Genomic DNA, 15,278 nt, shown 5'->3' with positions numbered 1-15,278 from the left:
ATTATCTCCTGCCTCTTTAATTAGTATTTATAATGGCTTCATCAATAACTTCATTCATGTTAGTTACATAAATGACTTCTAGTCCTTTTGTAATCTCTTTATCCACCTCAGATATATTTTTCATATTATCTTTTGGGATTAAGACTTTTTTAATACCTGCTCTTTTGGCTGCTAAGAGTTTTTCTTTTAGACCACCGATAGGTAGTACACGTCCCCTAAGGGTTATCTCTCCTGTCATAGCAACATCATTTTTAACAGGTTTGTTAGTAAGAGCAGATATCATGGCAGTTGCCATAGTAATACCTGCTGAAGGTCCATCTTTTCGGACAGCTCCTTCTGGAATATGAATATGGATATCAGTGTTTTTATAAAAATCTTTATCAATCTTAAGTTCATTTGTCTTGGAGCGAATGTAACTGATTCCTGCCCTAGCAGATTCTTTCATTACATCTCCTAGTTGACCTGTTAATTCAAACTTGCCTGTACCTTTCATAGTGTTTACTTCTATCGAAAGTGTATCGCCACCAACAGCTGTCCAAGCTAGACCTCTAACAACACCTATTAGAGATTTGTCAGCTATTCTATCAAAAGTATATAAGGGAATTCCCAGATACTTTTCAATATTTTGGTCTGTAATTTTTATTGATGGCTTATTGTTAACTAATACTTCTTTTGCAGCTTTTCTACATATTTCACCAATTCTTCGTTCTAAGTTTCTGACTCCAGCTTCTTTTGTATAACTGCTTATAAGAGTTTTTAGTGCATTTTTACTTATTGATAATTGTTCTTCTTTTAGACCATGTTTTTCCATTTGCTTCATTATAAGATGTCTACTGGCTATATGCATCTTTTCATTAGCTGTGTAACTTGTGACTTCAATAAGTTCTAACCTGTCTAATAGCGGTCTAGGTATAGTTTGTACAGAGTTTGCGGTCGCTATAAACAATACATCAGATAGATCAACTGGTAACTGTATATAATGGTCTCTAAACTTATTATTTTGTTCTGAGTCAAGCACTTCTAATAATGCAGATGATGGATCTCCTCTAAAATCAGAACTCATCTTATCTATTTCATCAAATAGCATCAATGCATTACTTGAACCTGATTGTTTTAATCCATTAACGATACGTCCTGGCATAGCCCCTATATAGGTTCTTCTATGTCCACGTATTTCAGCTTCATCTCTTACGCCACCTAGAGATATTCTAACATAATTTCTATTCAAAGCTTTTGCTATTGACTTGGCTATGGATGTTTTTCCCGTACCAGGTGGTCCTACTAAACATAAAATAGGGCTATCTGTTTTAGCTGATAACTTTCTGACTGCTAGATGTTCAAGTATTCTTTCTTTTACTTTTTCAAGTCCGTAGTGATCCTTATTCAATATATCTTCAGCTTTAGTAATATTCTTTGATTCTTTTGTTTTTTTATTCCAAGGTAATTCCAATAAGCATTCAATATAATTTCTGACAACTACACCTTCTGAAGAGCCATTGGGGATTTTTTTCATTCTATCAATTTCTTTTTCTACCTTTTCTTTTACATTTTTAGGTGCTTTTAGTTTCTTAAGCTGTTTTTTATATTTTTCTACTTCTTCGCCCAAACCATATTTATCGCCTAGTTCATTTTGTATTACTTTGAGTTGTTCTCTTAGATAGTACTCTTTTTGATTTTTGTCTATTTTTTGTTTTACTTGGATTTGGATATCTTTTTTTATTTTACTTAGTTCAATTTCACTCTTTAGAATTGACATAGTCATCTTTAACCTTTGAGCTGGGTCAATCTCTCCTAATATTTTCTGCTTATCTTCAAGTGAAATATTTATATTGGATGCAATACTATCTGCTAATTTTCCAATATTCCTAATTCCCAACATATTTTTTATAGTTTCAATAGAATACTGTGGATTTACTTTTGAATATTCTTCTAGACTCTCAAATGTTATTCTAAGAAGAGCTTCTTTTTCTTCTTCACTTATTTCTGCTTTTGTTTTACCTATTTTTTCGACATTTGCCATTATAAAAGGTTCTTCAGAAATAATATTCTTAATTTCTCCACGGTCTAATCCTTCAACTAATACTCTTATTATATTTCCTGGTAGCTTGATTAATTGCTTAATCTTAGAAATGCTACCAAACTTATATAAATTATCTACTAATGGTTCTTCTTCCTTTGCATCCTTTTGAGCTACTAGAAAAACTAACTGTTCATTGGTCATAGCTTCTTCTAAAGCATTAACTGATTTTTTTCTGTTCACGTCAAAATGTATAATCATATCAGGTAATACATTAATGCCTCTAAGGGCTAATAAAGGAAGTTTTATTGTAGTTTCTTCCATATTTATGTAACCTCACTCCTTAAAGTATTTTAATCACATGAAATTCTTAGTTTTAATAAAAATCCCCCTACTAGGCAGGGGGCATTTATGTTAGGAAACAAATCCTAAGCAGTTTCATTTTCATTTTTGCGTTTTGTTCTCTTTTTAGCTACAGGCTTTTTTAGTGATTGTATATTTTCATTGATGAGTAGTTTAGGTTTTTCCTTACCATCAATTACCTCTTTTGTAATAACACATTTCTCAATCTTATCATTTGATGGTATTTCAAACATAACATCAGTCATAATTTCTTCTATTATTGCTCTAAGCCCTCTTGCCCCTGTTTTTCTATCAAGAGATTTTTTAGCTATTGATATTAGGGCATCATCATCAAATTCTAACTCCACACTATCCATATCAAATAATGTTTTATATTGTTTAACTAGAGAATTTTTAGGTTTTACAAGTATATCAACTAAAGTTTCTTCCGTTAAGTTATTAAGAGTAACATTAACAGGTATACGACCTACAAATTCTGGTATTAGTCCAAATTTGATCAAGTCTTGTGGTAATAGTTCTTTTAATACATGACCTATTTGTTGATTCTTGATACTCTCTACTGTTGCCCCAAATCCCATGGATTTCTCTCCAATACGTTGTTGGATAGTTTTTTCTAAACCATCAAAAGCACCAGCACAAATAAACAGAATATTAGTTGTATCTATTTGAATAAATTCCTGGTGTGGATGCTTTCTTCCACCTTGTGGAGGAACAGAAGCAATAGTACCTTCTAGAATCTTTAATAGTGCCTGTTGAACACCCTCACCACTTACATCTCTTGTTATAGATGGATTATCAGATTTTCTAGCTATTTTGTCAATCTCATCAATATATATAATACCTTGTTCAGCCTTTTCAATATCAAAATCAGCTGCCTGAATCAGACGTAGTAATATGTTTTCGACATCTTCGCCAACATAACCTGCTTCAGTTAAGGAAGTAGCATCTGCAATTGCAAAAGGAACACCTAACATTTTAGCCAATGTTTGAGCCATGTATGTTTTACCTGAACCCGTAGGTCCAACCATTAGTATATTACTCTTTTTAAGTTCTACATCCTCATTTTTAAAATCACTTCTTATTCTTTTATAATGATTATATACAGCAACTGCTAATGTTTTCTTAGCATCTTCTTGACCAATAACATATTCATCTAAAAATGTTTTTATCTCGAGAGGCTTAGGTATATTTTCAAGATCTTGTGCTTCTTTGTAATCTTGAAACTCTTCTTCTATTATTTCTGCACATAATTCAATACACTCGTCACAAATATAGACGTTAGGTCCTGCGATAAGCTTTCTTACTTGATCTTGAGCTTTGTGACAGAACGAACATCTAAGTTGTTTCTTGTCATCATATTTATTAGCCACTGCTTCACCTACTTTCGGCTATCTTTTTTCAAACACTTTGTCAATAAGACCATATTCTTTAGCAGCTTCAGCTGTTAAGAAGTTATCTCTATCAGTATCTCTTTCAATAACCTCTAATGGCTGACCAGTCTTTTCACTTAATATTCTATTAAGTTTCTCTCTAATTTCGATTATTCTATCTGCATGTATCTTAATATCAACAGCCTGCCCTTGAATTCCACCAAGTGGTTGATGTATCATTATTTCTGCGTTAGGTAAAGCATATCTTTTCCCTTTAGCTCCACCAGCAAGTAAAAATGATCCCATACTAGCAGCCATACCAATACATATTGTTGATACATCTGGTTTAATGTATTGCATAGTATCATATATAGCCATTCCTGCAGTAATTGATCCTCCTGGACTATTTATATATAAATGAATGTCTTTTTCTGGGTCTTCAGCTTCTAGAAATAATAACTGTGCTACAATTACACTAGCTGCTGCATCAGTAACTTCTTCTCCTAAGAAAATAATTCTTTCTTTTAAAAGTCTAGAAAAAATATCGTATGATCTTTCTCCTCTGCTAGTTTGCTCTATGACGTAAGGTACTAAACTCATATTATTTACCTCCTCTATCTTTTATCTTACGCAAATGATATACTTATTATTACACTTCTTTCGCTTGTTCAGCAATAAAATCAAGTGCTTTACGATTCTTTATATCATCTTGAATAGATTCTTTTTCTTCTTCACCAATAGTATCGGCTATTTTGTCATATTCCATATTGTATGCTTCTGCCATTTTTTGTAGTTCTTCTTTTAATTCATCTTCAGAAACTTCAATCTCTTCAGCTTTAGCGATAGCTTCTAATACTAATCTAGATTTGATTCTCTTTTCTGCATCAGTTTTCATAGTTTCTTTTAATGTTACCATGTTCTGACCAGTGAATCCAAAATATTGCTCTAATGATAAACCTTGATATTGAAGTCTTGTAGCAAAATCATTAGTCATATTTTCTGCTTGTAAATCAATCATAGGATCTGCTATCTCCATTGTAGCATTTTCTATAACTTTTTCTAAAACATCTTCTTGCTTTTTACTTTTTGCTGTATTTTCTTTTTGCTCTAAGAGTTTTGCCTTAATATCTTCTTTATATTCATCAAGAGAGTCAAATTCAGATACGTCTTTTGCGAATTCATCATCTACTTCTGGTAATTCTTTGTATTTGATTTCGTTAACTTTAACTTTGAATAATGCTTCTTTTCCTTGTAGATCTTCTTGTTGGTAATCTTCTGGGAAAGTTACATTCACTTCTACATCTTCACCAATACTCTTTCCAATTAATTGTTCTTCAAATGTATCAATAAAAGAATGTGAACCTATAGTTAATGAATAATTTTCTGCTTTGCCACCTTCAAATGGTTCTCCGTCTACAAAACCTTCAAAATCAATCATAACTTGATCATTGTCTTGAACAGCTCTGTCAGTTATATCAACTAATCTTGAATTCTTATCTCTTACTTTTTCGATTTCACTAGTAATATCTTCATCTGTTACTTCTATATTATTCTTTTCAACTTCTATATTTTTATATTCACCTAAAGTCACTACAGGTTTTACAGCAACTTCGGCAGTAAAAATCATTGAATTTCCTTTTTCTACTTGTTGTACGTCAACTTCTGGTCTTGAAACAACCTCTAAATTATTTTCTTCTATAGCTTTATCATATGCTTCTGGAATTATGTAGTTGACAGCATCCTCATAAAAAATTTCTGCTCCATAAGTCTTTTCAATTAATTGTCTAGGTACTTTACCTTTTCTGAATCCTGGAACAGTAATCTTACTCTTGTTCTTATTATATGCATGCTTCATGCCTTCTTCAAAGCGATCTGCATCGACTTCAATGGTTAGTTTAACCATGCTTTTCTCTAGTGTTTCTACATTTACGTTCATTTTAAAATTGTTCCTCCTTAATTTATATAGTAGGAAAGTCATTTCTTCCCTTTTTTATTATCTTTGAAGATGAAGTGTGCTTTTCTCATATTATTATCATTCTATATAAAAGGGCATAGCTATTCCTATTTAACCATTTGTATATTATACCATAGTGATTCTGATAAATCTACACATTTTTACTATTATCTTAATTTACTAATTAAGACTTTTACCATAAATGCTGCTGTAAAGATTTATTAATGTTAGATTAATCAGTCACATTAATAAAGTATGGTTTTTTCTAGAAGGTTTTATACATCTTTTCTAAATATGTACATATAAAAAAATCCCAGAAATACTATCTCTAGGATTTTAAAATAATTTAATTATCGTAGTTAAGTGATTAATAAGAACCACCTGATGACATAGATTGCTCTTGTTGTTGAATCATTCTCTTAACCATTTCTCCACCTACTGAACCAGCTTGTGCAGAAGTTAAATCACCATTATAACCTTGTTTCAAGTTAACGTTAAGCTCGTTAGCTATTTCATACTTAAATTTGTTAAGTGCTTCTGTTGCTTGCTTGTTGTATGCCATTTAAAATCACCTCCGTAATCATAGTATTAACTATAATGATTTTTTTACTATGGTATTTGTAACCAGTAAAAAACCATTTATTACATATGATTTTGTATGCATAATAAGTTATAATCTATTTAGATAAAACTTTATAATAATTACTTAATATAGTATTTACACTTTTGCAAAAAAGTATTTTAATATTTTAATTTTTCCAGGAGGTTTTTAAATGGCTACATATCTTGATTATTATAACAATCATCTTTCTCCTAAACTAAAAAAAATAGATTTATTTTTAAAAACTGAGGAAAAGGATGCTATTAATATGGATGCTGCATCAGAACTATTAGATATCTCAAATCATGAGATAAAAAAAATTATGAAAAATAATGATATTGATAGTATAACAAAACATTCTTTTATTATGATTATGTTCTATGGAAGTAGCGACATATGTAAATTATTTTCTAGAGAAGTAAAAAGAAAAGTACCTAATTCCTATAGTCCTTTGGATATTTCGTATATTTACCAATTGCCTTATGAGAGTGTTATACAAGCTGTTGAAGAAGCAAGTATTGATAATATTACTACTAAAAATATTAATAAATTGTTTTCATACATATATGTTTAGAATCAGAAAAAATAGTTTTCTATAATTAACTAAAAATAAGACTACATACATTCTATGTAGTCTTATTTTTAGTTTATCTATACATTGCGTTCCATTTTTCTATTTCTTTTTCATTACCATATATAAAGTGACCTGGATCAACTTCAACCCATTCTGGTAGGTGAGTTGAATAATCATGTTCTTTTTCTGGTACATAAGAATGACGTCTTCTAGTTCGCTCATTAATAGGGTCTGGTAATGGAATAGCTGATAACAAGGATCTTGTGTAAGGATGTAATGGTTTTTCAAATAATTGTTTACTTGTTGTAAGTTCCATTATCTTACCTTTATACATAACTGCTATTCTATCACTAATATACTTAACCATTGATAAATCATGGGCGATAAATAAATATGTTAAACCTTTTTTTTGTTTTAATTCATTCATCAAGTTTACAACTTGGGCTTGAATTGAAACGTCAAGGGCAGATATAGGTTCGTCAGCTATTATGAACTTAGGTTCAACAGCCATAGCTCTAGCTATACCTATTCTTTGTCTTTGACCACCTGAGAATTCATGAGGATAACGATCAGCATGTTGCTCATTAAGTCCAACAATTTTTAACATTTCTATTACTTTTTCTCGTCTATCTTCTTTGTTCTTAGCTAATTTATGAATATCTATTCCTTCAGCAATAATGTCTTCAACCTTCATACGTGGGTTCAGACATGCCATTGGATCTTGGAAAATCATTTGCATGTTTCTATTAACATTGGCAACTACTTTTTTTGGAACTCTACCGTCAATTCTGTCCCCCTCCATAAATACTTTTCCACCTGTAGGGTTATATAATCTTATCATAGTTCTTCCTGTAGTTGATTTCCCCGAACCTGATTCTCCAACCAAACCAAATGTTTCACCTTTATATATTTTGAACGAGATATCATCAACAGCCTTGACAACACCGCTTCTACCTATTTTAAAGTGTTGTTTTAGATTTTGTACTTCAATTAATACTTCTTTTGAACTCATTAGCTATTCACCTCCTCTAAACGTTTTCTTCGTTTAATTATAACATCAGGAGGTGTTATTTCTGGTGCATTTTCATGTAATAGCCATGAGGCTACTTTATGAGTGTCACTTATATCAAACACTGGTGGTTGTTGTTCAAAATCAATTTCCATTGCATATTTACTACGAAGTGCAAATGCATCTCCAATTGGTGGTTTAAGTAAGTTTGGTGGAGTACCTGGAATTGCATACAAATCTCCTTCTGTATCAAGATCTGGCATTGAACCTATTAACCCCCATGTATATGGATGTCTTGGATCATAGAATACTTCATCACTTGTTCCAACCTCAACCATTTTACCAGCATACATAACAGCAACACGATCAGCAACATTTGCTACTACACCTAAATCGTGAGTTATAAATATAACTGAAGCACCAATCTTTTGTTGCAAATCTTTAACTAAGTCTAAGATTTGAGCTTGAATCGTAACATCAAGTGCAGTAGTAGGTTCATCAGCAATTAGGATGGTAGGCTCACAAGCTAATGCAATAGCTATAACTATTCTCTGTCTCATACCACCAGAAAATTGATGAGGATACTGTTTCATTCTTTCTCTTGGACTTGGTATTCCAACCATATCTATTAATTTAACAGCCTTCTCAAAAGCTTCTTTTCTAGAAACTTTTTGATGTAATCTAATAACCTCCATTATCTGCTTTCCAATTGTCATCGTAGGGTCTAAAGATGTCATAGGATCTTGGAAAATCATAGCTATCTTATTTCCTCTTAAAGTATGAAGATTTGATTCCTTCATCTTAGTAATATCATGATCCTCAAATAATATTTCACCATCTTTATAATATCCATTTTCAGCTAGTAATCCCATTATAGCTTTAACTGTAACAGATTTTCCTGAACCAGATTCTCCAACTATCGCAAGAGTCTCTCCTTGAAATAAATCAAATGATACACCTCTAACAGCCTGCACATCACCTGCATGAGTTTTGAAAGAGACTTTTAAATCTTTAACTTCTAATACTTTTTCTTTATTCATTCTCTTTCTCCTTCCTATCTCATACGTGGATCGAGTGCATCTCGAAGTCCATTAGCTAATAAATTAATAGATAACATTAATATTGACATAATTATTGCAGGTATCCATAACATACTTGGAATAGTTTGAATAGCATCATATCCATCTTTTACTAATACCCCAAGTGAAGCCATTGGTATAGGTAATCCAATCCCTATAAATGTTAAAAATGCTTCATGGAATATTGCTCCTGGAATAGAAAATGTTGCCATAACAATTATTTGTCCAATAATATTAGGGAATAAATGCTTTGTCATTAATCTTTTCTTAGAAGCTCCTAATGTTCTAGAAGCTAATACAAATTCTCTTTCTCTTAACTTAAGAATCTGAGCTCTAACGACTCTAGATACTCCAATCCATCCAGTTAAGCTCATTGCTAATATTAAAATAATTAATCTTATAGTAGGTAATCCTTGATGCCCTGGTAAAATACCATCTATGAAACTTCCGATAGTTTTACTTATACTTAAGAATATAATCATAAGAACCAATGTAGGAATACTTCCTAATATCTCAGTAATACGCATCATAATGGTATCTACTCTAGTACCTCCGTAGAAGCCTGCTATAGTACCGTATATTATACCTATGCTAAAATCAATAATAAGTGACGCAAGGGCAATAATTAATGATACTCTAACACCAATCCAAAGTCTAGTCCAGTTATCTAAAGCTAATCTATCTGTCCCAAACCAAAAATAACGCTCTTTAATATTTTGGATAGCATAAAAATCAGCGTTTAAACTAACCATTTCTACACCATATTCATCAATTTCTGATTTCTTCAACACAAATGTTCCTGGTCTGAATTTAGAATATTCACTTATTAATTCTTCATATGGTAATTCTTTTATTTCTTCTGTTGCCTTTACTTTTATCTTAGCCATCCATATATTACTGTCATTTTCGTAAATCTCTATAATATTTATATCAAATGGATGATAAGGTATTTGTATTTTTTCAATCAAATCTTTTCTTTTGAATGGTTTTTTTAATTCATCAAATTCATCTGTCTTTGGAAGCTTTCCAATTATTAAATCAAAAGTTCCAATCTCTATATCAGCATGTCCATCAAATATTCCTAGTTTTTCTAATCCGGGAACTCTTGGTGGGAGAAAAGCAATATCTTTCTTTGGAATTTCCGTCCCATTTTCATCATTTAATACTGGAGCATGATCGTATTTAAATACAGTTCCATTAGCATTCTTTTGATTAATTGGACTAATAGGTCCAATAATAGACATAACAATTAAAAATAATATAGCATAAAATCCAATCATAGAAGCTTTATTATTTTTAAGTCTTCTTCTTGCATCTTTCCAAAAACTTGTACTTTCTGTAGTTATATTATCAATATTAGATAAGTCATGGTTAACTAGTTTAAATTTATCTTTTGAAACTGCCATTTTATACCCCACCTCCCTTTAGTCTAATTCTAGGATCAATGATTCCATATAATAAGTCAATGATTAAAATAACTACTACAAATAAGAAACTGTAGAATAAGTTAACACCTAGTATTAAGAAATAATCATTAGAATATACAGCTGTTACCATTAGTTTTGATAATCCTGGTACACCAAAGAACATTTCTACAATGAGTGAACCTGTCATTAAACTAACTGTCATAGGGCCAATTATTGTTACCACAGGAATTAATGCATTTCTAAGAGCATGTTTAAATATAACTTTAGGTTTACTCAATCCTTTTGCACGTGCTAGCAAGATATAATCGCTACCCAACACTTCTACTAGCTCAGAACGCATGTATCTCATTGTTGAAGATATTACAAATAATGATAATGCAAATGCTGGTAATAGTGAAGAATAAAATGAATCAAAAACCGAAACATTTCTTGTTGGATCTACTGGTTTATATAAGAATGGAAACCAATCTAAATTAGCACATAAAGTCTGTTGCAAAAATGCAGCAACTACGAACGATGGTATAGAAACACCAATTACTGCCAAAATAGTTGTAATATGATCTAGTATGGTATTTTTATATATTGCTGATAAAGCCCCAAGAAAAATCCCAACAATAACACCAAATATTAGAGCTATTGTTCCGATTTTTACAGTGTGTGGCAATTTTATTTTTATTAATTTTGTGACAGGTTGATCTTGAAGTTTAAAAGATTCTCCTAAATCACCTCTTACTACTCCCTTTAAATATCTAAAATATTGAACAAATGCTGGATCATCAAGTCCATATTTTCTTTTCATTAATTCTTGTTGTGCAGGGGTAATTTTTGGATTATCAAAAGGTGTTCCCGGCATTAGACGTAACAAGAAAAAATTAATAGTTAGAACTATAAATAACGTTAAAACTATCAAACTGATTCTCTGTATGACATAACGAATCATGAATTAACCTCCCATCAATTAGTGCTTTAGCGAATTAAAATAGTAATAAACATAAGTTTTGGCAGGATATTCCCTGCCAAAACTTAAAATTAAATGTAAAATTATTAGTTCAAAATTAGTCTTCTAATTTTGCCCATTTGTAAATATAATCAGCACCAAATTGTTGTAATGTTAGATCTTTAATTTTAGGATTTCTAAGTGCTAATCTATTACGTTGGAATAAAGGAGCAATTACTTGATTATCTTCAAGTAATACTTTTTCTAATTCAACTAATTTTTCAAAACGTTCTTTTGATTTATCAGGTGCAGTTAATTCACCACTCTTAGTTATTTCAATACCTTCATCATATGCTTCACTAGAGAAATGACCTCTGTTATAAGCTCCTCCAGTTACCCACATATCCATAAATGTCATAGCATCTGGATAGTCAGGTCCCCATCCACCTACAGACATTGAGAAATCACCGTTAGTAGTTCTCTTAAGTCTCTCTGCGAATGGTAATATAACTAACTCTACAGTAGCTCCTGGTAAGTTTTTCTCTAATTCATCTTTGATATGAGTTCCCATTTTTGCAGATGATTCTGAAGTACTAATAATACATTCTAATGTAAGTTTATCAATAGCTTGCTCTTCTAAAACTGTGTTCCATAATTCCTTAGCTTTTTCTGGGTTATATTTGTTATAACCTTCTCCACCACCATATAAATCTTCTGCTACTTGACGGAATCCTTTTCCATCATGTGCAGCACTACTTACAAAACCTTTTGGTAAGAAGAAATCAATAGGAATTGATCCATTGCCTAATACAACATCAGTAATATATGATTTATCAATAGCCATATTAATAGCTTTTCTTGCTCTTGGGTCTCTAAGAACTTTCTTAGTTGGAGTTAAAGCTCCATTGTTAAGATTAAGGTCAAGATAGAATACTGTTGTTTCACCTAATTGAACAGTATCAGGTCTAGTTCCGTATTTTTCAACATTTTCACCAGCTAATCCTGCACTATCAAGTTCTCCATCTAAGTACATTTGAACAACTGTATCATTGTTAGGACCTTCAATTACACGGTAGTCAAGAGCATTAATATCTACATTAGCTACATCCCAATATATTGGGTTTTTAACAAAGTAATGTCTTTCAGATAATTTCCACTCTTTAAATATATAAGCACCATTATATAAGAATTTGTCAACAGTTTTACCGTAGTTATCTGCTCCAACTTCATTATAGAATTTCTCTGATACTGGGAAGAATGATGCAAATGTCATTAAATCAAGGAAATATGGAACTGGATTATCAAGTTCAATTTTTAATGTATATTTATCAACAGCTGTTACAGCTAAATTGTCAATTAACTTATTAAGCTTTTCTTTAGCTTCATCAAGAGTTCCATAGTTTTCTTCTATTTTTGCTTTTTGCTTAGTAATCTTTTCTTCTAATTCAACTTTAGCTTCGTCATATTGCTTTTGAGCTGAAGCTTCTTCAGTATCTTCATAATTATCTACACTTAATCCTTCTAAATCTTTAAGTGTTTGTTCATGAATAACAATATCATTATTCAAATCAACAGCGTCAGCACCATTTTTAATTGAAGCAGTTTTGAGCATTACAGCATATTGAGCAGCTTCTTTTGGATCTAATAATTTTTTCCAAGCGAAAATAAAGTCATTAGCTGTTACTTCATCATATTCTTCACCATCAACTGTAGCCCATTTAATACCTTCACGTAAATGGAATGTATAAGTAAGACCATCTGGTGAAACTTCATATGATTTAGCAAGTTCAGGTTGTGGAGTTCCGTCTAAACCTAAAATGTATAATCCACTTACTATATTACCTAGTACTTGGAATGATACTTGGTCAGTAGCTTTCCAAGTTACTAATGAAGGTATGTTAGTAATCTCAAGTAAGTTTAATACCTTTTCTTTTTTATCTGATTCTTCTGTGTCTTTATCTTTGTCTTTGTCTTTGTCAGTTTCATTTTCACTTACTGTTTTGTTATCACTTGGAGTTTTATCCTTATCTTTGTTGCCACATGCTGCTAGTGAAAATGTCATTGTCAACACTAGTAGTAAAGCTAATAATTTCTTCATAAAAATCCTCCTTTAAAATTGTTTGTTATCCCACCCTAGATATTATTTTTTTATGTATCCTTATAGTCGGGTTTTGATAATTTTGCGTTACTCTGTAAATCAGTAAAACAAAATTATACTTAAATAATTATATATCATATTTTATTCTTTGTAAAGGTTTTGATAATAGGTTAATATGGTAATACTCTGCCATATCATAGCATTTTTGCATTAAATTCCATATGATATTTTGTAGGTTTATACCTATTTTTGTTCTTTATAAAAAAATAATAACTTATAAAATCGAATCCTATATGCTGAATTATGATGAAATTAAAATCTATGTATGTTGAAATTAAATATATTATGATATAATATTTATTATTCTTATTGAATAAAAAAAGAACATGTATATATACTGTTTAATCAACGGAGGATTATTATGAAAAAAAATGTTAAAAGAATTATTATTTATATATTGATTGCTACAATAGTTAGTTTATTACTTGCTTTTTTTGACAAAAGATTAACAACCCATTCAATAACACTATTTAACATTTTTTTAGAAAAACTATTTTTGGTTAATTTATTTATCTTTATTATCACTGGAATTGTGTTCATTGATGATCAAGGAACTTTTAATGTTTTTAAATACTCTACCAAACATTATAAAGCATCTGTTTCTAAAAAATACAAATATCTTTTAGAGCAAGAATATTCATTACGATCAAAGCAAGAAATAAAAGAGTTCTTAAAAGATAAATATCTCTATGCACCAAAGAAACATAGTTCAACTACTATTATTTTCTATAGCAGTACTCTAGTATTGATATTATATTTATTATTAATAAACTTATAGCATTGCTATAAGTTTAACAAAGTATTCTTCTATCTAGTATATAATAGATAATTCAATATTAATAAATATTAAAAGGAGTAATAACCCTATGGAAATAGAAAAAAAATATCTTATTAACTTACCACTCAACAAAATAGCAAGATACCCACATATTAATATAGAACAAGGTTATATCAGTACTAATCCTGTCATTAGGATAAGAAAAACTGATAAATCTTACTATGTGACCTACAAATCTTCAGGTTTAATGGTAAGACAAGAATTTGAAGATGAAATTTCAAAAGAACAATATAATACTTTAAAATCCAAAGTAGATTACAATTTAATTAGTAAAAAAAGGTATTATATTCCTCTTGATAACTCACTAACTGTAGAACTGGATATTTTTAATGATAAATTAGAAGGACTAATTATGGCAGAAGTGGAATTTGACAGCGAGGAATCAGCAAATAATTTTACCCCGCCTAGTTGGTTTGTAAAAGAAGTAACATTTGATACTAGATTTCATAATAGTAATTTATGCAAAGAAGAAAATATTAGTTTTTTAGATGAACCATTATAATAAACTCTTATTACTGAAAAGAATAATTTTATACCTATGTTAATTGCATATATTTATATTAATATGATATATATGTTATGTACACAATCAAAAAGCACTTGGATAACCAAGTGCTTCTTATCAATGCGGATGAAGGGAGTCGAACCCCCACGCCGTTAGGCGCTAGATCCTAAGTCTAGTGCGTCTGCCAATTCCGCCACATCCGCGCATTGTGTAAATTACCTATACAATAATATAACAATTATTTAATTATGTCAAGTAATTTTTTTATTTTTTTATTTTTGTAAAACTGAGCCACCTGGGATTCGAACCCAGGACACCTGGATTAAGAGTCCAGTGCTCTAGCCAACTGAGCTAGTAGCCCAAAACTGGGTAGGCAGGATTCGAACCTACGCATACTAGAGTCAAAGTCTAGTGCCTTACCGCTTGGCGACTACCCATTATATTAT

The 15,278-nt window shown here is 30.7% G+C and carries 13 protein-coding genes and 3 tRNA genes; 3 read left to right on the top strand and 13 right to left on the bottom strand.

All coding sequences use genetic code 11. From position 1 onward, the window contains the following. Positions 1-16 precede the first annotated feature (16 nt). From lon to N4A55_RS01005, 5 genes are all read right to left on the bottom strand, one after another. Entirely contained in the window at positions 17-2,341 is a 2,325-nt protein-coding gene (lon, locus tag N4A55_RS01025; RefSeq protein ID WP_293753539.1) for an endopeptidase La, read from the bottom strand. 104 nt (positions 2,342-2,445) lie between these two features. After that, positions 2,446-3,750, bottom strand: coding sequence for an ATP-dependent Clp protease ATP-binding subunit ClpX (clpX, locus tag N4A55_RS01020; protein WP_293753538.1), 1,305 nt, complete (start codon positions 3,748-3,750; stop codon positions 2,446-2,448). Between the two features lie 18 nt (positions 3,751-3,768). Then, positions 3,769-4,350: an ATP-dependent Clp endopeptidase proteolytic subunit ClpP gene (clpP, locus tag N4A55_RS01015; RefSeq protein ID WP_293753537.1), complete on the bottom strand. Its 582-nt coding sequence runs from the start codon at positions 4,348-4,350 to the stop codon at positions 3,769-3,771. A 49-nt stretch (positions 4,351-4,399) separates the two neighbouring features. Next, positions 4,400-5,686, bottom strand: coding sequence for a trigger factor (gene tig, locus N4A55_RS01010; RefSeq protein ID WP_293753535.1), 1,287 nt, complete (start codon positions 5,684-5,686; stop codon positions 4,400-4,402). 385 nt (positions 5,687-6,071) lie between these two features. Then, positions 6,072-6,266 carry an alpha/beta-type small acid-soluble spore protein gene (locus N4A55_RS01005; RefSeq protein ID WP_293753534.1) on the bottom strand — a complete coding sequence of 65 codons (195 nt, stop codon included), beginning with the start codon at positions 6,264-6,266 and terminating at the stop codon, positions 6,072-6,074. A gap of 211 nt (positions 6,267-6,477) precedes the next feature. Between N4A55_RS01005 and N4A55_RS01000 the strand changes: the two genes are divergently transcribed. After that, entirely contained in the window at positions 6,478-6,879 is a 402-nt protein-coding gene (locus N4A55_RS01000) for a hypothetical protein (RefSeq protein WP_293753532.1), read from the top strand. 73 nt (positions 6,880-6,952) lie between these two features. Here N4A55_RS01000 and N4A55_RS00995 read toward each other — a convergent pair whose 3' ends face one another. From N4A55_RS00995 to N4A55_RS00975, 5 genes are all read right to left on the bottom strand, one after another. Beyond that, entirely contained in the window at positions 6,953-7,891 is a 939-nt protein-coding gene (locus N4A55_RS00995) for an ABC transporter ATP-binding protein (RefSeq protein ID WP_293753531.1), read from the bottom strand. Beyond that, positions 7,891-8,928, bottom strand: coding sequence for an ABC transporter ATP-binding protein (locus tag N4A55_RS00990; RefSeq protein WP_293753529.1), 1,038 nt, complete (start codon positions 8,926-8,928; stop codon positions 7,891-7,893). The genes N4A55_RS00995 and N4A55_RS00990 overlap by 1 nt, the downstream gene beginning before the upstream one ends. Before the next feature lie 14 nt (positions 8,929-8,942). Next, entirely contained in the window at positions 8,943-10,373 is a 1,431-nt protein-coding gene (locus tag N4A55_RS00985) for an ABC transporter permease (protein WP_293753528.1), read from the bottom strand. A gap of 1 nt (position 10,374) precedes the next feature. Further along, positions 10,375-11,334 (bottom strand): ABC transporter permease, encoded by a 960-nt coding sequence (locus N4A55_RS00980; RefSeq protein WP_293753527.1) that lies wholly within the window; start codon positions 11,332-11,334, stop codon positions 10,375-10,377. 115 nt (positions 11,335-11,449) lie between these two features. Then, the gene (locus N4A55_RS00975; RefSeq protein ID WP_293753526.1) at positions 11,450-13,429 is read right to left on the bottom strand and encodes a peptide ABC transporter substrate-binding protein; all 1,980 of its coding nucleotides are present in this window, start codon (positions 13,427-13,429) and stop codon (positions 11,450-11,452) included. 421 nt (positions 13,430-13,850) lie between these two features. On the opposite strand from N4A55_RS00975, the gene N4A55_RS00970 reads away from it, so the two are divergent. Further along, the gene (locus N4A55_RS00970) at positions 13,851-14,267 is read left to right on the top strand and encodes a DUF3899 domain-containing protein (RefSeq protein ID WP_293753525.1); all 417 of its coding nucleotides are present in this window, start codon (positions 13,851-13,853) and stop codon (positions 14,265-14,267) included. Between the two features lie 88 nt (positions 14,268-14,355). Next, on the top strand, positions 14,356-14,829 hold the full coding sequence (locus tag N4A55_RS00965) for a CYTH domain-containing protein (RefSeq protein WP_293753524.1): 474 nt from the start codon (positions 14,356-14,358) through the stop codon (positions 14,827-14,829). Positions 14,830-14,953: 124 nt separating this feature from the next. Here N4A55_RS00965 and N4A55_RS00960 read toward each other — a convergent pair. From N4A55_RS00960 to N4A55_RS00950, 3 genes are all read right to left on the bottom strand, one after another. Then, a tRNA-Leu gene (locus N4A55_RS00960) sits at positions 14,954-15,035 on the bottom strand. An 84-nt stretch (positions 15,036-15,119) separates the two neighbouring features. Beyond that, positions 15,120-15,193, bottom strand: a tRNA-Lys gene (locus N4A55_RS00955). A 4-nt stretch (positions 15,194-15,197) separates the two neighbouring features. Further along, a tRNA-Gln gene (locus N4A55_RS00950) sits at positions 15,198-15,269 on the bottom strand. Between the last annotated feature and the right edge of the window lie 9 nt (positions 15,270-15,278).

Source organism: Vallitalea sp. (assembly GCF_025211055.1).
Classification (GTDB): Bacteria; Bacillota; Clostridia; order Lachnospirales; family Vallitaleaceae; genus Vallitalea.
The sequence above is the reverse complement of the archived record's forward strand: the minus strand, read 5'-3'. Positions and strand labels throughout refer to the sequence as shown.

Bases quoted from the DNA above. Each gene is read 5' to 3' on its own strand.
- tig (WP_293753535.1), bottom strand. From the start codon at position 5,686: ATGAACGTAAATGTAGAAACACTAGAGAAAAGCATGGTTAAACTAACC.
- N4A55_RS00980 (WP_293753527.1), bottom strand. From the start codon at position 11,334: ATGATTCGTTATGTCATACAGAGAATCAGTTTGATAGTTTTAACGTTA.
- N4A55_RS00985 (WP_293753528.1), bottom strand. From the start codon at position 10,373: ATGGCAGTTTCAAAAGATAAATTTAAACTAGTTAACCATGACTTATCT.
- clpP (WP_293753537.1), bottom strand. From the start codon at position 4,350: ATGAGTTTAGTACCTTACGTCATAGAGCAAACTAGCAGAGGAGAAAGA.
- N4A55_RS01000 (WP_293753532.1), top strand. From the start codon at position 6,478: ATGGCTACATATCTTGATTATTATAACAATCATCTTTCTCCTAAACTA.
- N4A55_RS00990 (WP_293753529.1), bottom strand. From the start codon at position 8,928: ATGAATAAAGAAAAAGTATTAGAAGTTAAAGATTTAAAAGTCTCTTTC.
- N4A55_RS00965 (WP_293753524.1), top strand. From the start codon at position 14,356: ATGGAAATAGAAAAAAAATATCTTATTAACTTACCACTCAACAAAATA.
- N4A55_RS00995 (WP_293753531.1), bottom strand. From the start codon at position 7,891: ATGAGTTCAAAAGAAGTATTAATTGAAGTACAAAATCTAAAACAACAC.
- N4A55_RS00975 (WP_293753526.1), bottom strand. From the start codon at position 13,429: ATGAAGAAATTATTAGCTTTACTACTAGTGTTGACAATGACATTTTCA.
- lon (WP_293753539.1), bottom strand. From the start codon at position 2,341: ATGGAAGAAACTACAATAAAACTTCCTTTATTAGCCCTTAGAGGCATT.
- N4A55_RS00970 (WP_293753525.1), top strand. From the start codon at position 13,851: ATGAAAAAAAATGTTAAAAGAATTATTATTTATATATTGATTGCTACA.
- N4A55_RS01005 (WP_293753534.1), bottom strand. From the start codon at position 6,266: ATGGCATACAACAAGCAAGCAACAGAAGCACTTAACAAATTTAAGTAT.